Below are 17,860 nucleotides of genomic sequence, written 5' to 3'. Positions count from 1 at the left end.
GGTCGACGGCTGGTGATGTGACCGCGACCGACGACCCCGTGCTGCTGTCGCAAGACCGCGACGGAGTACGCACGCTGACCCTCAACCGTCCGCGCCGTAAGAATGCGATCAACCCCGAACTGTGGATCGCGTTGCGCGATGCGCTGCACGCCGCCGGTCGCGAACGCAGCGTGCGCGCACTCGTGCTCACCGGCTCCGGCGGCAGCTTCTGCTCCGGCGCCGACATCTCGGTCCCCGACGACATCCATCCCAACTACAAGCTGCAGCGCCTGACCGACGTCGCGCTGGCCCTGCACGAGCTGGCGATACCGACGATCGCAAAGGTGACCGGGGTGGCCGTCGGGGCGGGATGGAACCTCGCGCTGGGGTGCGACTTCGTCGTCGCCACGCCGGAATCGAAGTTCTGCCAGATCTTTTCCAAACGTGGCCTGTCCATCGACCTCGGCGGCTCCTGGCTGCTGCCCAAACTTGTTGGCCTGCAACAGGCCAAGCGGCTCGCGCTGCTCGCCGAGACCATCGACGCCGAGGAGGCGTACGCCCTGAACTTGGTGACGTGGCTGGTGTCGGCCGCGGAGATCGACGCCTTCGTCGACGATCTCGCCGATCGCTTGGCGGCCGGCCCGCCGATCGCCCTCGCCCACACCAAGGCCCTGCTGAACGAGGGCGCCGACAGCACCTTGCGCGATGCGCTGGCCAACGAGGCCCGCGCCCAGGTGGGCAATTTCGCGACGGCCGACGCGGCCGTCGCGTATGCCGCTTTCGCCGAGCGGCGGGAGCCGTCGTTTACTGGCCGGTGGGCGTTATCGAAATCCAAGGAATCGGAGTAGGGACATGCGGGAAACAGTCATCGTCGAAGCCGTGCGCACGCCCGTGGGCAAGCGCAACGGCGGCCTGTCCGGAATGCACGCCGCTGACCTGTCCGCTGTCGTCCTCAACGAACTGATGGAACGCACCGGAGTCGCGCCGGAGATGGTCGACGACGTGATCTGGGGATGTGTGTCCCAGGTCGGCGACCAGTCCAGCAACATCGGCCGCTACGCGGTCCTGGCCGCCGGCTGGCCGGAGACCATCCCCGGGACCACCGTCAACCGGGCGTGCGGGTCCAGTCAGCAGGCGCTCGACTTCGCCGTGCAGGCGGTGATGTCGGGCCAGCAGGATGTCGTCGTCGCCGGCGGCGTCGAGGTGATGAGCCGCGTTCCGCTCGGTTCGGCCCGGGCGAGCGGCATGCCATACGGCCCGAAGGTCCTCGCCCGCTACGACGACTTCTCGTTCAACCAGGGGCTGTCGGCGGAGATGATCGCCAAGAAGTGGGGGTTCTCCCGCACCCGGCTCGACGAATACTCCGCTCAGTCCCACGAGCGGGCCGCCGCGGCCCAGGACGCCGGCGCGTTCACTGAGCAGATCGTGCCGGTGTTCACCGGCGACGAAACGGTCGTCGCCGCCGACGAGGGTATCCGGCGGGGGACCACGGTCGAGAAACTGAGCGGCCTCAAGCCGGCCTTCACCGAAGACGGTGTGATCCACGCGGGCAATTCCTCGCAGATCTCCGACGGCGCGGCGGCGCTGCTGGTGACGACGGCGGAGATGGCGGTCGAGCTGGGGCTGTCCCCACTGGTGCGCTACCTGGCGGGCGCGGTGACCGGGGCCGATCCCGTGCTCATGCTCACCGGACCCATCCCGGCAACCGAGAAGGTGCTGAAGAAGGCCGGCGTGCCGCTGTCGGAGGTGGGCACGTTCGAGGTGAACGAGGCCTTCGCGCCGGTGCCGCTGGCATGGCTGGCCGAAACCGGAGCGGATCCGGAACGGATGAATCCGCTCGGCGGCGCCATCGCGTTGGGTCATCCGCTGGGCTCGTCCGGCGCGGTGTTGATGACCCGGATGGCGTACCACATGCGCGACAACGGGATTCGCTACGGGCTGCAGACCATGTGCGAGGGCGGCGGCACCGCCAACGCCACCCTGGTCGAGCTCGTGCGGTAGCCCGCCGGCCCGAAAACGCCACCCCGCGTGACCCTTGTCACAACGGCCAAACTAACCTACTGTGTGTTCACTAGGTTGGTTCAGCCCGCCACTCGGTCAAAGGAGTCCGGTGCCCGACGCACGGCGATACGACACGTTGCTCGCCAAAGGCGAGGACCGCAAGCAGCGGATCCTCGACGTCGCGCAACGGCTGCTCACGCACAATGGCTGGCGCAGCACCACGCTGGCCCAGATCGCCGGTGAGGCCGGGGTCACCCCGGCGGGACTATTGCATCACTTCGAATCCAAAGAGCAGCTGCTGCACGCCGTGCTCGACGCGCGCGACCTCGACGACGACCTGCACGCCGACCGGACCGGCGACCTTTTCGCCCAGATCGCGCAGGTCGCCGATCGATTCAACCGGGCGCCCGAACTGGTCGGGACTTTCACGGTGCTGCTGGTGGAGAACATCCTTCCCGACGCCCCACTGCACGACCGGATGCTGGCCCGGCACCGCGCCGCGACCGACATCGTCGCCGATCTGATCCGCCGGGGGCAGGCGGATGGCAGGTACCGCGCGGACATCGACCCCGCCGTCAAGGCCGTAGAAATTCTCGCGTTCGTCCACGGAATGGAAACCACATGGTTGCTCGATCCATCGATACCGCTAACCGAGGCGTTCAAGCAGTACGCCGAAACACTGGCGCGGGACTTCGCCCCGTAGATGAGCCGCGTGAGGACATGAGGTACCGGCTCGACGTGGTCGCCGCCACCGTCGTCGACGTGGTGCGGTTCGCCGGCGGCTGGCTCTTCGACCGGGCGATGGCGGGGTGGGACGTCACCGTGCTCGTCGCGGACCACCCCGACGATCGACCGTTGCAGATCCTCGGCGCTCAGGTGGTCGACCTCGAAGACGCGTTGGCTTCAGTGCAATCACGTCCCCGTCCCCAGGCGCTGGCGGCCGCGGCGGACCTGTTCGGGTGCGATCCGCGGGTGCGGCAGGGCGTGCTGCAGGCCCTCGATCATGGCGTCACCGAGGTCACGCTGTGGGGGGAGAATTGGCCGGCCGAGCTCGACGACAGCGTCGGGCTGGTGCAGCACCGGCTGAGCATGGCCGCCCACACCTTCAAAGCCCAGGCCCTGGCCGCGGCGGCCGTGCCGTGCGGCTCGATCGGTCACGTGGAGACCTTCCGCAGCGGGCTGCTGGCCTGGCCGTCGGTCGCCGCCGATCTGGTTCCCGCCAGCTGACATCGGCGCCCGCACACACGCGGCGGCGCCGACCCCGCGTTGACGACCACCCTGCTCTATGGAAATGTAATACTCATCTGCGAGAGGCGCATTCTCACCAGCCGAGATTCAAGGAGCAGGAGATGTCGAAGGAATTCTCCGAATTGGACTTCTTCCGCGGCACCGAGCTCATCGAAGACCCGTACCCCTACTACGAGGCGCTGCGCCAGCAATGCCCCGTCACGCGGGAGACCCATCACGACGTCACCATGATCACCGGCTGGGACGAAGCGTGCGCGGTGCTCAACGACGCCGAGACGTGGTCGTCATGCATCTCGGTGACCGGCCCGTTTCCAGGGTTTCCGGTACCGCTGGAAGGTGACGACGTAACGGAGTTGATCGAACAGCACCGCGACGAATTGCCGTTTAGCGACCAGCTGCCCACACTCGATCCGCCGACCCACACCAATCACCGCTCGCTGCTGATGCGGCTGATCACCCCGAAGCGCCTCAAGGAGAATGAGGACGCCATGTGGGCGCTGGCCGACCAGACGCTCGACGATTTCCTGGCGCCCGGCCACGGCGAATGGATCAAAGGCTTCGCCGGCCCGTTCACGCTGCTGGTGATCGCCGACCTGCTGGGTGTACCCATGGAAGATCGCGACAAGTTCATCAAGGGCATCGCTGAGCACGCAGGTGGCGGCATCGGGGGGACCAAGGGGTCGCTGGCGCACAGCCCGCTGGAATTCCTTTACGGTCTGTTCTCCGACTACGTCCGGGACCGCCGGCGCGAACCGCGCGACGACGTGCTGACCGGCCTGGCCACCGCCACCTACCCGGACGGCTCGATTCCCGATGTCGAAGACGTGGCCCGGGTGGCCAGCAACGTCTTCTCGGCGGGCCAGGAGACCACCGTGCGGCTGCTGGGGGCGGCCTTGCAGACGCTCGGCGAACGGCCCGACATCCAGGCGCAGCTGCGCAAGGACCGCAGCCTGCTCCCCAACTTCATCGAAGAGTCGTTGCGCCACGAGAGCCCGGTCAAGGGCGACTTCCGCCTGAATCGGGTGCCCGTCAACGTCGGTGGCGTCGATCTGCCCGCGGGAACCACCGTGATGATCGTGCAGGCGGCCGCCAACCGCGATCCTCGCCGGTTCGACGACCCCGCCACGTTCGATCCGGCCCGCAAGAACGCGCGCCAGCACATCTCGTTCGGGCGCGGTATCCACAGCTGCCCGGGAGCACCCCTGGCGCGCGCCGAGACCCGCGTGGCGATCGAGCGGCTGCTCGACCGAACGTCCGACATCAGGATCAACGAGCGCATGCACGGCCCGGCGAACGACCGTCGCTATCAATACGTTCCGACTTACATCCTGCGCGGATTGACGGAACTGCACCTGGAGTTCACGCCGGCATGAAAGTCACAGTCGACGACCAGCGCTGCCGCGGCCATGGCGTCTGCACAACGCTGTGCCCGGAGGTGTTCAGCCTCACCGATGACGGTTACGCGGAGGCGATAACATCGGACGTCCCAACGGAATTCGAGACCGCCACTCGAGAGGCCATCGAGTGCTGTCCCGAGCAGGCCATCAGCGAAATCCAATCCAGTTAAGGAGATTCAGTGGCGAAAGGGTATGTCATCCTCACTGAGGCCATCAAGGATCCGGAGGGTATGAAAGCCTATGCTCAGGCTGCGGGTTCGGCGATGGCCGGTGCCACCATTCTTGCGGTGGACACCGCTCCGAAGGTGATCGAAGGCACCTGGCACGGCGATCAGACCGTCGTGCTGGAATTCGAATCGGTGGACGCGGCCCGCGCGTGGTACGAGTCTGAGGGCTATCAAAAGGCGGCGAAACTGCGGCAGGCGGCGGCCGACTGCAACGCCGTCATCCTCGCCGGCTTCTAGATACCTTCGCCTGGGTAGCAGGTGGTTTCGCTACCGGGGCGCCAGCGGTCCATCATCACGAAACGGGCGTGAACTCGATGTGCAGCTCGGTGAGTCCCCGCATCATGAATGGCTTTTCGTAGGTGTAGCGGCGAGCATCGGCGGGCCCGTGATGTTCCTCCGAAATCCGGATATCAGCCATCCGGGACAGCGCACGCTCGAGGCTGACGCAGGCCTGGACCCGTGCCAGCGGCGCGCCGGGGCAGGTGTGGATGCCACGCCCGAACGCGACATGTTCCCGGACGTTGGGACGGTCTATGCGGAACTCGTCAGGATCAGTGAAGTGGGCGGGGTCCCGATTCGCCGCCCCGGGCAACATCATGATCGTGGTCCCGGCTGGAATGCGCACACCGGCGATGGTCGTGGTCTTGCTCGCCAGCCTGAAGTGGCTCTTGATCGGGCTCTCAAGTCGCAGTAACTCCTCAATGAAGTTCGGGATGAGGCTGGGATCGTCGCGTAGCTGCTGCTGCATCTCGGGCCGCTCGCCGAGCAACTGAATCGCGAAGGTCAGCAGTTTGCTTGTTGTCTCCTGTCCGGCGACGAACATGAAGGTGGCGTGATGCACGAGTTCGATGACCTCGGGAGTCGATCCGTTGGGATACTTCGCCTGGGCCAGCTGGGTCAGCACGTCGCCGCGGGGCTCACGGCGGCGGTCCTCGATGTAGGCGCTGAACTGGTTTTCGAGGAACTCAAACGGATTGTGTTCGAACGTCTGATTTTCCGACAGTCCGTTGTACTGTCCTTCCAGATATTCCAGGAAGGCAGGGTGGTCTTCGGCCGGGACGCCGAGCAGGTCGGCGATGACGAGCAGGGCAGACGGCCGAGCGTACTGCCCGACGAATTCGCACTTGCCGGCGTCGACGAACCCGTCGAGGGTGCGGTCCGCGAGCGTCCACATGAAGGCTTCGTTCTCCTTGAGCCTTCGCGGCGTCATCAGCTTGCTGAGCAGGCCGCGAACCTCGGCATGCCGTGGCGGGTCCATCGTGGGCATGTAGTCACTGAGCGGCATCTGGTCGCGATGTTGTTTGATCTGGTCGGTGATGTCGTCCCCGCTCGGCTCGAACGGCAAGCCGGAGAACGGGCCGATGACGGAATTGCACGCGGAGAACCCCTCGACGTCGCGATACACGCTCATCGCAGCGTCGTAGCCGGTGAGTGCCATGAGCCGCTGCTGCGGATCGAAGTTCACCGGACACCGCGAGCGCTGATCGGCGTAGTAGGTGTATGGGTCGATAATCAAAGCCTCGTCGGAAAAGAACTTAAGCGTGTCGAATTCACTCACGGAAGCCTCCCGCGCCTATTCACTCATGCTTGAAAGGTTATACACCCGTAAAGCATGCGGGTCCAGAGGGAGTTGAGAGTCAGGCAGCCGTGGTCGACGTCGACGAGGTCGACTCCTTGCCCTCCGGGGGATCCAACTCAACTCCCGTCACGCGGTCGAGCAGGGTGTCCGCGTCGCGGATCCGGTCGCCTCGCCACGCAACGTGCTGTCGGGGCGAACGAACACCAAAGGAGTGAAGAGCAGGCCGGCGGCACCGGGTTCGTCGATAGTCACCACCTCGAGCGGGAGATCTCGTCGGGCTGGTCAAGGAACGCCGCGAGTGCGTCGTCGTACCGGGTAAGGGCACCATCGGTCAGCCCCCGTCGCGTCGGCCTAAAGATGCCTAAGGATATTGAGTTCGCTGAAGAACTTATCCGCCGCGGTGCGAATCTTTTTCCGCTCGCCCGCCGCCCTGAACCGACATCCCGAGACCCTGCCGGTCAGACGGTCGTATGGCGTTTCGGCAATGGCACTATGTGCAGACCGCATGCCGGATGAGCGCTTCCGGATGGCGCCGGCTGCGGGTGTTGTTCGGGTTGCGGGGAGTTGGCGCTGTAGGTACCGGGGCGGACCCGCCGTCTCTCGGAAGGTTTCGTTCGCAATGCGTTGAACGGCTGTATAGCATTAAGGCCACGACAACGCTGCGGGTGCGCAGGTTCACTGCTGGACCAGTCACCGTTTCGTCGTGGTTGTCGATCAGGGCTGGGCCGACTTGGATGAGGAGCCGCAGAGTGGCCGTCAATACCACCTACCAACTCGACGACCGATACAAGAAGGCTTCGGGACGGGTTTACGTCACCGGAACGCAGGCACTGGTGCGTTTGCCGTTGGTGCAACACCAGCGTGATGTTGCGGCGGGCTTGCGTACCGCGGGGTTCATCTCAGGTTATCCAGGGTCACCGCTGGGCGGGTATGACCAGGCGCTCAACGCCGGTCGGCAGTTCCTTGCCGAGCACGACATCCAATTTCAGCCCGGACTGAACGAGGATCTGGCCGCCACCTCGGTGTGGGGCACGCAGCACGCCTCGATGATGCCGGGCATGGAGTACGACGGCGTGTTCTCGATCTGGTACGGCAAGGGCCCCGGGGTCGATCGCTCTATCGATGCGATCAAGCACGGTGCGTATAGCGGGGCGGCTCCGCACGGTGGCGTGCTGGTGCTAGCCGGTGACGACCATGGCTGCCGTTCGTCGACGCTGGCCCATGCCAGCGATCAGGCGTTCATTCACTGCGCGATGCCGATACTGCACCCCGCGACGGTGCAGGAGTACCTGGATTACGGGATCTATGGCTGGGCCATGTCGCGGTTCTCGGGGTGCTGGATCGGGTTCAAGTGCGTTACCGACGTAATCGAGAGCGGCGCGTCGGTCGATGTCGACGCCGACCGGGTTTCCGTGGTCTTGCCGGAGGTCCAGATGCCGCCCCAGGGGCTGAACATCTTTCGTGGCAGCGGCGGACAGGTCGCCGAGCAGTTGTTGTACGAACACCGCCTTCCTGCGGCCCAGGAGTTTGTCCGGGTCAATGGGCTCGACCGGGTGGTCCTCGGTGGTGCGCGCCCCAGGCTGGGCATCGTCACGACGGGCAAGGCCTACCTCGATGTTCGGGCGGCGTTGGACGCGTTGGGAATTGACAGACCCAGGGCGGTCGAGCTGGGGCTCGCCGTCTACAAGGTGGCGATGCCCTGGCCGCTGGAGCCGACCGGCATCGTCGAATTCGCTGAGGGCTGTGACGAGATCCTGGTCATCGAGGAGAAACGCCCGATCATCGAGGAGCAGCTGAGCCGGCTTTTGGTGAATCTTGCCCGGCGCCCTGTCCTGTTGGGCAAGAGCGACGAGCGGCGTCGGCCGTTGGTGCCCAACCGCGGTGAGCTGGAGCCGCAGGGGATCGTGAAGATCATCGCCGATAGGCTCGGTCGGCTGGTCGACGCGCCCGACATCGCCGAACGGGCGCGTCCGCGAGTTTCCCTGACTGCGCAGCCATTAGGCGTGACGCCAACGAGTGGTGGGTTGATGCGGATGGCGGCCTTCTGCTCGGGTTGCCCGCACAACACCTCCACCCGCCTGCCCGAGGGCAGCGTGGCGTTCGGTGGGATCGGCTGCCACGGCATGACGGCGATGATGCCGGATCGTCCGACGCTGGCGATCACCCATATGGGCGGGGAGGGTGCGCTGTGGATCGGGGTGGCGCCGTTCGTGCAGACACCGCACATTTTCCAGAATCTCGGCGACGGCACCTACTTTCACTCCGGGCTGCTGGCCATCCGTGCGGCCGTCGCCGCGGGCGTCAACATCACCTACAAGATCCTTGTCAACGGTGCTATCGCGATGACCGGCGGCCAGGAAATCCAGGGCGAGGTGACGGCTCCGGAAATTGCGCGCCAGGTCGCAGCCGAGGGCGTGAAGAAAGTCGTTGTGATCTCTGACGATCCGAGGCGGTGGCGCAAAGAACCGCTGCCCGAAGGCGTTACGGTCCACCACCGGTCCGAACTGGACAAGATACAGCGGCAGCTGCGCGACATCCCTGGTACCTCGGCGATCGTCTACGAGCAGGAGTGCGCGGCGGAGAAGCGCCGCAAGCGCAAGCGTGGCAGATACCCCGACCCCGACGTCCGGGTAGTCATCAACGAGCAAGTGTGTGAGGGGTGCGGCGATTGCAGCGTGCAGTCCAACTGCATATCGATCGAGCCGGTGGAAACCGAATATGGCCGCAAGCGCCGGATTAACCAGTCCTCATGCAACAAGGATTACTCGTGCGTGCTGGGGTACTGCCCGAGTTTCGTGACGGTCAAGGGAGCCAAGTTGCGGGTCTCCGAGACCAAGTTGCCACAGTTGCCCGCCGATGCCATAGCCGGACTGCCGACTCCTACGGTCGCCGCCTCCGATGTGCCCTACAGCGTGCTGCTCGCTGGGATCGGCGGCACCGGCATCGTGACCATGGGCGCACTGGTCGGGATGGCCGCGCACCTCGAAGGCAAGGGCGTCACCGTGCTCGACGTGGCCGGCCTTGCGCAGAAGAACGGTCCCGTCTCCAGCCACGTGCGGGTCTATGACAACACCGACGAAGTGCATGCGAACCGCATCGAGGCCGGTGGCGCCGACGTGGTGATCGGCGCGGACATCGTCGTCGCATCGGGTGCGGAGTACATCAGTAAGGTTGCCGCCGATCGCACCGCGCTGGTGGTCAACGACCACGTCGCGCCGACCTCGGCATTCGCGCGCAACCCCGACCTGGACCTATCGGCATCGCCGATGCGGCGTGCGCTGGAACGTGCAGCCGGAGGTAGCGGTGACTTCCTGCCGGCTACCGAGCTGGCCGAGGCGCTGACCGGGGACTCGATTTACACCAACATCATGCTGCTGGGGTATGCGTGCCAGCGTGGCTTGTTGCCGGTCAGCCTCGAGGCGATAACGCGGGCCATCGAGCTCAATGGCGCTGCGGTGCAAGCCAATCAGCGGGCGTTCGACTGGGGGCGGCTGGCCGCCGTCGACCGGGCCCGGGTGGACGCGATCGCCGCGTCTGCCGTCCACCACGTGCTGGATGAGGCCGAAGTCGAGGAGACGCTCGATCAATTGATCACTCGGCGAGTAGAGGATCTGACCGAATACCAAAATGCCGGCTACGCCGAGCGCTATCGGGCCTTTGTCGAGAAGGTGCGAGCGGTCGAGGCCGAGCGGGTAGCAGACAGCGATGAACTGGCCACCGCCGTCGCCCGCTACCTCTACAAGCTGATGGGCTACAAGGACGAATACGAGGTCGCCCGGCTGATGGGAGATCCCGGGTTCTGGCAGGGCATCCGCGATCAGTTCGAGGGTGACTTGCGAGTCGAATTCAATATCGCGCCGCAGATCTTCAACCCGCGCGACCCCGACACCGGGCGAGCCAAGAAATACGCCTTCGGCCCGTGGATGCGGTATCCACTCGCGGTGTTGGCCAAGGGCAAGCGGCTGCGCGGCACACCATTCGATTTTTTCGGTCGAACCGCCCACCGCCGCGAGGAGCGGGCACTGATCGGCCGCTACGAAGCGACCATCGACGAACTGCTCACGACGCTGGATCAAGAAAACCACGCGATCGCGGTGGAAATCGCCAGCATTCCCGAGCACATCCGCGGCTACGACCTTGTGAAAGAAGCGCACCTGCGGGACGCCCGGCAGCGAGAATCCGATCTGCTCGAAAAGTACCGGGACGTATCGGTTTCATGACAGTGACATTGACGGAGGCCGAAAAGCGGCTACGCCCGGGGCGGATGCTGATCGGGGAGGAATGGGTCGCGCAGGGCAGTGGCGGCGAGTTCGTCCACATCGATCCGTCCACGGGACGACCGCACCCACCGATCGCGATGGCGGGCCCGGCGGACGTGGACCGAGCAGTGGCCGCGGCCCGGGCCGCCTTTGCGGGCTGGCGCTCGATGCCGGCGGATGCGCGCCGCGAGCTGTTGCTGCGGGTGGCCAGCCTGATCCGCGACCACGCACAGGAGCTGGGCGTGCTGATGTCGTTGGACAACGGGACCCCGCAGTCGACTGCGGTGATATTTCCCTTGGCCGCGGCCGACAACTTCGCGTACTTCGGCGGGTGGGCCGACAAGGTGGGCGGCGACGTGATTCCGACCTGGCCGGCATCGGCGTTGGACTACGCGGTGATGGAGCCGTACGGCGTTGTCGGAGTGATCATTCCGTGGAACGCCGTCATGCACAACATCGGCCAGGTCGTGGGTGCGGCGCTTGCGGCCGGAAACTGTGTTCTGCTCAAGGCGCCGGAGCTAGCGCCCTTCGCAGCGTTGCGATTTGGCGAGTTGATGGTCGAAGCGGGGATCCCGCCCGGGGTGGTCAACATCGTCGCCGGCGGCCCGCAGTGCGGTCAGGCCATGGTCGCGCACCCGGGAATCGACAAGATCCACTTCATCGGAAGCGGAGCGACGGCCAAGCGAATAATCGCTTCGGCGGCCGAAACGCTCAAACCGGTGACGATCGAACTGGGCGGCAAGTCGGCGAACCTGCTATTCGCCGATGCCGACCTACAGGCCGCGTCGTGGAACGCGGCTTTCCTCTGCATGACCAACGCCGGGCAGGGGTGTCTGCTGCCCACTCGGCTGCTGGTCGAGGACACCGTCTATGACGAGGTGGTCGACATGGTGGTGGAAGCCGCGCGCTCGTTGGCGGTCGGTGACCCCTTCGACCCCGGCACGTTGATCGGGCCGGTGATCACCGCAGCGGCCTGCGAGCGCATCCTCGGAATCATCGAGAAGTCCAAATCCGATGGTGCAGGCAAGCTGGTGACTGGCGGCAGCCGGATCGGCGCGGACCTGGCCGACGGTTACTTCATCGAGCCGACAGTGTTTGCCGACGTGGACCACGCGAGTGATCTGGCCCAGCTGGAGGTGTTCGGACCGGTCCTGTCGATCATCCGGTTCGGCGATGAGGCGGAGGCGGTCCGGCTGGCCAACGACACCCAGTACGGACTAACCGCCTACCTGAACACCAACGACCTGCGCCGCGCGCACCGGGTCGCGGCGGCCCTGGAGGCCGGGCAGGTCTACGTCAACGGGTTCATCGGCGTGCCCACCGGCGCACCCTTCGGCGGAGTCAAACAATCCGGTTTCGGGCGGATGGGCGGAAAGTGGGGATTAGAGGACTTCCTCCGCCCGAAAAACGTTTACATTCCATTGGTCTAGTGGTCGGTGTCGCCTCGGCGCCCAAACTCATAGCCGGTCTTGCAGGATCATGTCGGCCGCCTTCTCGGCGACCATGATCGTCGGCGCGTTGGTGTTGCCGCTCGTGATTGCGGGGAATATCGATGCGTCGACGACGCGGAGGCCATCGATCCCACGGACGCGCAGTTGTGGGTCGACGACGGCATCGTCGTCCGACCCCATGCGGCAGGTTCCTACCGGGTGGTATGGCCGGAAGGAGTAGGTGCGCAGGAAGGCGGCCCACTCGTCGTCGGTCTGGACGCGGTCACCGGGAAGCACCTCGACGACCGACTTGGCCTTCATCGCCGGCGTTTGAAAGATGTCGCGCGCGTGCCGGCAAGCGGCCATGAGTGCCTTCAGGTCGTCTCCGCCGATTAGCTCGTGATCGATGATGGGATAGGCCGACGGATCGCTCGACGCGAGCCGCACGGTGCCGCGGCCGGAGGGGTGTACGAAGCTCGGGTAGACCATCACGCCGTTTTTCGGCTTGGCGTCATGGATGTCATGTGCGCCTTCGCCGTGGCGCTCTTCGTTGAAGTCCAAACCGATAGGCATCAGGATGATCTCGGTGTCCGTCGGTCGCTCGCTGGTCAGCTGAGCGAAGACAACCGCGGCACAGGACATGGTGAGAGCCCCTTGGCCCCGGGCGATGAAGTTCACCAAGTGCTTGACTGCTCGGTGCGGTTTGAACTCCGAGTACAGCGTGTCCGCGCCCGTGTCATACGTCAGCAGACCATAAGCGTGGTCCTGCATGTTGCTGCCCACGGCGGGGCGGTCGACGCTGACCGCGATGCCGTGCTCCCGCAAGTGATCGCCGGGTCCGATACCGGAAAGCATCAGGAGCTTCGGTGACGCCAGGGCGCCGGCGCTGAGGATTACCTCGCGTGCGGCGGTGGCTGCGTGCAACCTTCCGTTGTGCTGGTACTCGACGCCCGTCGCGCGCCCGCTGTCGGTGCGCACCCTGGTGGCGAGTGCTCCGGTGCGGATGGTTAGGTTTCGCCGCCCGCGAACGGGTGCCAGATAGCCGCGGGCCGTGCTGCTGCGGAAGCCGCGGCGCTGGTTGACCTGGGCCAGCGAAACGCCCTGCTGGCGAATGCCGTTGTAGTCGGGGTTGCGCGGGTGACCGGCTTGCTCAGCGGCGGCGAGGAAGTCGTCGACCGCCTCGATAGGCATGGTTACCCGCCGCACCCCGATGGGTCCGCTGGTTCCACGCCGGGGGCTTGGTCCGTCGGCATAGCTCTCCGCCCGCTCGAAGTAGGGCAGCACGTCGTCGTAGCCCCAGCCGGGGCAACCTTGCTCACGCCACCCGTCGAAGTCCGAAGGGTCGCCGCGTACCCACAGCATCATGTTGATCGAACTGCCTCCGCCGAGCACCTTTCCGGCCGCGAATGTGTCGACGGTGCCGTCACGAGATGCGTCGGGTGCCCCGGGGTAGCTCCAATCCAGGCGCTTCGGCAGTTTGGCCACGCCGGCTGGAATGCGAATGGCGGGGTGGCGGTCCCACCCGCCGGCCTCGAGAAGGAGCACCCGCGTCGTCGGCTCGGTTGAGAGCCGATTGGCGAGTACGCATCCGGCCGAACCGCCACCGACGATGACGTAGTCCCATCTGTCGTGATCTGTGGTCGGATGTGTCATTACTCGCCCTCGCAAGCAGATCGCCGTGCATCGGAATGCGACATGGCCTCCTGCGTCAGCCGGTCGTCGGCCTCGAATCGGGTGAGAAGTGCCTTCTCGGCTTGGGTAACCATGCGGCTCCTCGTCCTCTTTGTCGGCTGGTCAGCGATTTACGGCGTGATGCTATACGTTGGTCCAACGTCGGGGAAGCGTTTCAAATATCCACCGATCCGGCAGGCGGACGACTGCTCGGGTCCCGAGGCAGACGGTCAGCGACGTTGGGAACTGAGGTTCGCGCACATTCACCTGATGTGTCGATCGGGGACAGCGAGCACAGCCGGCGCGTGACCCGCGCAGCGTCAGCATCTGGTCGCCGCTTGAAGATGCAACAATGAAGGCATCATTGAGCGAGGGAGGCGGTCGAATGGCAAACCCCCGGCGGGTTGGCGCAGAGACATCGAAGACGCGTGCTCATCTACTGGAGGCCGCGGAGCGAATTATGCTCGACGAGGGATATGCCGCGGTCACTTACCGCGCATTGGCCGCCAAGGCCGGCGTCACCGCCGGCCTTGTTCAGTACTACTTTCCGACGCTCGACGATCTGTTCGTCGCCATGTTCCGACACCGCACTGACCGCACCCACGAAAGGCTCGTCGAGACGCTGCGCCTACACGCCGATGAGCCGCTGCGCGCCGTCTGGGAGTTCAACAGGGACGACACGACCGCGGCATTGATGATGGAGTTCTTGGCACTTGCCAACCACCGCAAGAGCATCAGGGCTGAAATCCACCTCGTCAGCAGCCGGTTCCGTAAAGCGCAGCTCGAGGCGCTCAAAGTGAAGTGGCCCGAATATGGTGTGCTCAATGAGGAACTTTCACCCGGAGTGTGTATTTTTCTCCTCCAGGCGATTCCGAAGATGATCTTGTTGGAGAATGCGATCGGTATGCCCACGTCGCATACTCAGGTGCTTAATCTCGTGAACCGATACATCGACCGCATCGAACCCCGGCGCCGAACCCCGAAGGCCCAGAAGGCGCAAAGCAAGTCCCGATCACGCCGTTCGGGTTGAGGTGATCAGAGGTCTTGTGCGCCGAGAATTCCCTTGTTCAGCAAGGCAATCAGCATAAGAATGGTCTGACTTTGCGGTTCGCATGGGAGCCTAGCGGAACCTAACGCGGCAGCGGTGCGCGATGCCGATCCGCCAATAACGTACCGAATTCGGTTATAAGACAACGGACTTCGTAATCTGCTCTGCCTGTAGTCGTGGCTCCCAGCGATGACGAATCATGCCGACATCGCTCGCGCTGCGCCTGGAAGATGACGGGCGTCGGTGATTCAGCTGCATCACGCTGCGGGCGTGACCTGCCGGGAAGGTCTGAGCCCGCGGCGCCCGGCTGGCTCTTGTGCTTTACGGGTGTATGGGGTGTAATTCTGGGGATGGTGGTAGGTGGTTGGAGGTGGGATCGATGACGATGCCGTATGACGGTCGGGGTCGGGTGGCTCCGGTGTATGAGCCGGGGGCGTTGTCTGCCGAGGAGTTTGAGGCTCAGTTTGTTGAGGTGTTGGTGTCGGAGGTGTTGGCCAGTGGTACGCCGGTGGGGCTGCCGGAGGGGTTGACGCCGGCGGCGGCGCGGCGCTATCACGGGACGTTTTTGAAGTATCTGTCGTTTTTTGCCTGGAAGTTTCCGTCGTGGTTGATGTCGGTGGCGTCGTTGTGCCCGTATCAGGATGTGCGCAAGGAGATCATCAACGATTGTGTTGATGAGGAGGTGGGTGATCCCGACGCTGATGGCCGGTGTCATATCGATCTGCTTTATGACGAGGCCGAGGAGTGTGGGGTGTCGCGGCAGGAGATTGTGGACACGCTGCCCACGCCGGGGATTGTGACTGCGATTCAGGCGTGGGAGAACCTGACTCGCACGTTGGGGTGGTTGCCGGGGTTCGCCGCGATTGGTGGGTTGGAGATTTTGCAGTCTGAGCCGGCGGTGGCCGCGCGGCGGCGGTTGACCGGTGAGGTGGCCACTGAGCAGTTCAGCAAGGAAATGGGTGGGCAGGCGTTTCACGAAAAGCTGGGTCTGCCCGATGGGTCGTTGAAGTTCTTGGCGTTGCATGCCTATAAGGATGTGTTCCACGGGGGTGGGGAGTTGGCGATGATCGTCAAGTACGCCAACACTCGCCAGTTGCAGCAGGAGTGTCTGTGGGCCGCGCGGACCTCGATGCAGATCAGCTCGGTGTATTGGCGCGACATGGTGCGCTTGGCCACCGAAGCGGCCCACGAACTCGTCTCGGCCTAGACGTCTTTGGGCATGTCGATGATCAACCTCGACACGATCGATTTGACCGATTACGAGCTCTACCGGCACGGCTTCCCGCACGAGGTGTTCACCGCGCTGCGAAAAACCGCGCCGGTGTGGCATCACCCCGACACCGCGGGCACCCAACGACTCGGCGTGCCACCGTTTTGGGTGCTCTCCCGCCACGCCGAAATATGGGCAGTAGGACGCGACGCCGCGCGGTTCCGCTCAGCGGAGGGACCGCAACTGATCGACAGCCCGGTGGGGATGGCGGAGGGGCGGTTCCCGCTGTTGGCGATGGACGCCCCCGAGCACACCCGGTTCAGGGCGTTGGTCAGCAAGGGGTTCACCCCGCGGTCGACGGAGCGGCTGGAGACGAACGCGCATGAGTGGGCGCGGACCATTTTGACCGATGTGCTCGATCGTGGTCAGTGCGAGTTCGTCCACGAGGTTGCCTATCAGTTGCCGCTGCACATGATCGCCGACATCATGGGCATCCCCTATGCCGACCGCAAATGGGTGTTCGACAAGGTCGACTTGATGCTGCAGGCCATGGATCCCCAGTCGCCGATGAGCCTGGAGGAACAAGCAACGGCCATCCTGGAGACCTACCAGTACGCCCATGCCCTGGGCGAGGACAAACGCCGCAACCCTACCGACGATGTCTGGACGACGCTGACCTCGGCGCAGGTCGAGCTGCCCGACGGCACCCGCACCCAGCTCGGCGAAGAAGAACTTGCCATCTTTTTCGTCGTGCTGACCGTCGGTGGCAGCGAAACCACCCGCAACGCGATCGCCGGCGGGCTGGTGGCCCTGCTCGAGCATCCCGATCAGCTCGAAATGCTCCGCGATGACCCAACCCTGGTGCCCAGCGCGGTCGAAGAAATCCTGCGCTGGACCTCACCGTTGACTTACTTTCGCCGTACCGCAGTCGAAGACGTCGTCATCGGTGACCAACGCATCAAGGCAGGCGACCGCGTCACCATGTGGTTTCCCTCGGCCAACCGCGACGAAGCCGTCTTCGGCGACCCCTTCCGCTTCGACATCACCCGCACCCACAACCTCCACGTCGCTTTCGGCGCCGGCGGGCCCCACTACTGCCTGGGCGCCAACCTCGCCAGACGCGAACTGAAAGCCTTCCTCGAAGAACTACTCAGCCTCGTCGGTGACATCGAAATCATCGGCCAACCCGAATACAGCGTCCAGGGCATCGAAAACCCCATCACGTTGGGATTCAAGAACCTACCGGTACACCTGGCGCCTCGCTCTGTCACGCGACTGGCTGGGCACGCTGCTACGTGACGTATGCAAAACCTACTACCTAGGGAGCGCTCAGTGGCCGTCGAACTCGTCAAGCCTGCGTTGGACGTGGGCGTCGTCACCACGAACACCGACAAGATGCTTGCGTTTTACCGTGACGTCCTAGGGTTTGAAACGGAAGAGCCGATTACGTTTCCGGGGATCGGCACGATACACCGGCTGGTCGTGGGCGAAAGCATCCTGCGATTGTTTGAGCCCGCAAATTCGCCGTCCGCGAGCGCGGTCAACGACTCGATGCACGCCGCTACCGGGATCCGCTACCTGACGCTGGTCATGAACAATCTGAACGACGTCATCGCCGCCTGCCGCGAATTCGGCGTCAAGGTCAGCTCGGATCCACGCGAGATCCGGCCGGGTGTCGTGGCGACGACGATCCAGGACCCCGATGGCAACTGGCTGGAAATGCAGGGCCGGTTACCAGTTCTCGACTGATGTACCGCATCACTGGGCCAGTTCAGGATGACCAGAAACCTCCGGTTCGCACCGACTTCCAC

Annotated in this window: 15 protein-coding genes; 13 read left to right on the top strand and 2 right to left on the bottom strand. The window is 64.6% G+C overall.

Annotated elements, in window-relative coordinates; all coding sequences use genetic code 11:
* Window positions 1-17 precede the first annotated feature (17 nt).
* From KXD96_RS25905 to KXD96_RS25875, 7 genes are all read left to right on the top strand, one after another.
* Entirely contained in the window at window positions 18-827 is an 810-nt protein-coding gene (locus KXD96_RS25905) for an enoyl-CoA hydratase/isomerase family protein (RefSeq protein ID WP_260741636.1), read from the top strand.
* Between the two features lie 4 nt (window positions 828-831).
* Window positions 832-1,980, top strand: a complete 1,149-nt coding sequence (locus KXD96_RS25900) for a thiolase family protein (RefSeq protein WP_260741634.1) — start codon at window positions 832-834, stop codon at window positions 1,978-1,980.
* Window positions 1,981-2,089: 109 nt separating this feature from the next.
* Window positions 2,090-2,683 carry a TetR/AcrR family transcriptional regulator gene (locus KXD96_RS25895; protein WP_260741632.1) on the top strand — a complete coding sequence of 198 codons (594 nt, stop codon included), beginning with the start codon at window positions 2,090-2,092 and terminating at the stop codon, window positions 2,681-2,683.
* 17 nt (window positions 2,684-2,700) lie between these two features.
* On the top strand, window positions 2,701-3,207 hold the full coding sequence (locus KXD96_RS25890) for a hypothetical protein (protein WP_260741629.1): 507 nt from the start codon (window positions 2,701-2,703) through the stop codon (window positions 3,205-3,207).
* A gap of 122 nt (window positions 3,208-3,329) precedes the next feature.
* Complete coding sequence (locus KXD96_RS25885; protein ID WP_260741625.1) at window positions 3,330-4,601, top strand: cytochrome P450; 1,272 nt, start codon at window positions 3,330-3,332, stop codon at window positions 4,599-4,601.
* Window positions 4,598-4,795 carry a ferredoxin gene (locus KXD96_RS25880; RefSeq protein WP_260741623.1) on the top strand — a complete coding sequence of 66 codons (198 nt, stop codon included), beginning with the start codon at window positions 4,598-4,600 and terminating at the stop codon, window positions 4,793-4,795. Before KXD96_RS25885 ends, KXD96_RS25880 begins: the two co-directional genes overlap by 4 nt.
* 60 nt (window positions 4,796-4,855) lie before the next feature.
* Window positions 4,856-5,089, top strand: coding sequence for a DUF1330 domain-containing protein (locus KXD96_RS25875; RefSeq protein ID WP_260745554.1), 234 nt, complete (start codon window positions 4,856-4,858; stop codon window positions 5,087-5,089).
* Between the two features lie 55 nt (window positions 5,090-5,144).
* Here KXD96_RS25875 and KXD96_RS25870 read toward each other — a convergent pair whose 3' ends face one another.
* The gene (locus tag KXD96_RS25870; protein WP_260741620.1) at window positions 5,145-6,410 is read right to left on the bottom strand and encodes a cytochrome P450; all 1,266 of its coding nucleotides are present in this window, start codon (window positions 6,408-6,410) and stop codon (window positions 5,145-5,147) included.
* A gap of 770 nt (window positions 6,411-7,180) precedes the next feature.
* Between KXD96_RS25870 and KXD96_RS25865 the strand changes: the two genes are divergently transcribed.
* Together KXD96_RS25865 and KXD96_RS25860 are read left to right on the top strand one after the other, a co-directional pair.
* Entirely contained in the window at window positions 7,181-10,651 is a 3,471-nt protein-coding gene (locus tag KXD96_RS25865; protein ID WP_260741618.1) for an indolepyruvate ferredoxin oxidoreductase family protein, read from the top strand.
* A gap of 2 nt (window positions 10,652-10,653) precedes the next feature.
* Window positions 10,654-12,120: an aldehyde dehydrogenase family protein gene (locus KXD96_RS25860; RefSeq protein WP_396878912.1), complete on the top strand. Its 1,467-nt coding sequence runs from the start codon at window positions 10,654-10,656 to the stop codon at window positions 12,118-12,120.
* A gap of 27 nt (window positions 12,121-12,147) precedes the next feature.
* On the opposite strand, the gene KXD96_RS25855 is transcribed toward KXD96_RS25860, so the two are convergent.
* A complete protein-coding gene (locus KXD96_RS25855) occupies window positions 12,148-13,773 on the bottom strand; it encodes a GMC family oxidoreductase (RefSeq protein ID WP_260741613.1) in 1,626 nt (541 codons plus the stop codon).
* A gap of 478 nt (window positions 13,774-14,251) precedes the next feature.
* On the opposite strand from KXD96_RS25855, the gene KXD96_RS25850 reads away from it, so the two are divergent.
* The 4 genes from KXD96_RS25850 to KXD96_RS25835 all read left to right on the top strand — a co-directional run bounded on the left by KXD96_RS25850 (window position 14,252) and on the right by KXD96_RS25835 (window position 17,798).
* The gene (locus KXD96_RS25850; protein WP_260741611.1) at window positions 14,252-14,821 is read left to right on the top strand and encodes a TetR/AcrR family transcriptional regulator; all 570 of its coding nucleotides are present in this window, start codon (window positions 14,252-14,254) and stop codon (window positions 14,819-14,821) included.
* A 397-nt stretch (window positions 14,822-15,218) separates the two neighbouring features.
* Window positions 15,219-16,046, top strand: coding sequence for an iron-containing redox enzyme family protein (locus KXD96_RS25845; protein ID WP_260741609.1), 828 nt, complete (start codon window positions 15,219-15,221; stop codon window positions 16,044-16,046).
* 12 nt (window positions 16,047-16,058) lie between these two features.
* A complete protein-coding gene (locus KXD96_RS25840) occupies window positions 16,059-17,348 on the top strand; it encodes a cytochrome P450 (RefSeq protein ID WP_260741607.1) in 1,290 nt (429 codons plus the stop codon).
* 33 nt (window positions 17,349-17,381) lie between these two features.
* Window positions 17,382-17,798, top strand: coding sequence for a VOC family protein (locus KXD96_RS25835; protein WP_260741605.1), 417 nt, complete (start codon window positions 17,382-17,384; stop codon window positions 17,796-17,798).
* The last annotated feature ends 62 nt before the right edge of the window (window positions 17,799-17,860 follow it).

The organism is Mycobacterium sp. SMC-2 (assembly GCF_025263485.1).
In the GTDB taxonomy this organism is placed as follows: domain Bacteria; phylum Actinomycetota; class Actinomycetes; order Mycobacteriales; family Mycobacteriaceae; genus Mycobacterium.
The sequence above is the reverse complement of the archived record's forward strand: the minus strand, read 5'-3'. Positions and strand labels throughout refer to the sequence as shown.

Excerpts from the sequence above, each read along its gene's own strand:
- KXD96_RS25900 (WP_260741634.1), top strand. The coding sequence starts at position 832 with ATGCGGGAAACAGTCATCGTCGAAGCCGTGCGCACGCCCGTGGGCAAG.
- KXD96_RS25890 (WP_260741629.1), top strand. The coding sequence starts at position 2,701 with ATGAGGTACCGGCTCGACGTGGTCGCCGCCACCGTCGTCGACGTGGTG.
- KXD96_RS25885 (WP_260741625.1), top strand. The coding sequence starts at position 3,330 with ATGTCGAAGGAATTCTCCGAATTGGACTTCTTCCGCGGCACCGAGCTC.
- KXD96_RS25880 (WP_260741623.1), top strand. The coding sequence starts at position 4,598 with ATGAAAGTCACAGTCGACGACCAGCGCTGCCGCGGCCATGGCGTCTGC.
- KXD96_RS25875 (WP_260745554.1), top strand. The coding sequence starts at position 4,856 with ATGAAAGCCTATGCTCAGGCTGCGGGTTCGGCGATGGCCGGTGCCACC.
- KXD96_RS25855 (WP_260741613.1), bottom strand. The coding sequence starts at position 13,773 with ATGACACATCCGACCACAGATCACGACAGATGGGACTACGTCATCGTC.
- KXD96_RS25850 (WP_260741611.1), top strand. The coding sequence starts at position 14,252 with ATGCTCGACGAGGGATATGCCGCGGTCACTTACCGCGCATTGGCCGCC.
- KXD96_RS25845 (WP_260741609.1), top strand. The coding sequence starts at position 15,219 with ATGACGATGCCGTATGACGGTCGGGGTCGGGTGGCTCCGGTGTATGAG.
- KXD96_RS25840 (WP_260741607.1), top strand. The coding sequence starts at position 16,059 with ATGTCGATGATCAACCTCGACACGATCGATTTGACCGATTACGAGCTC.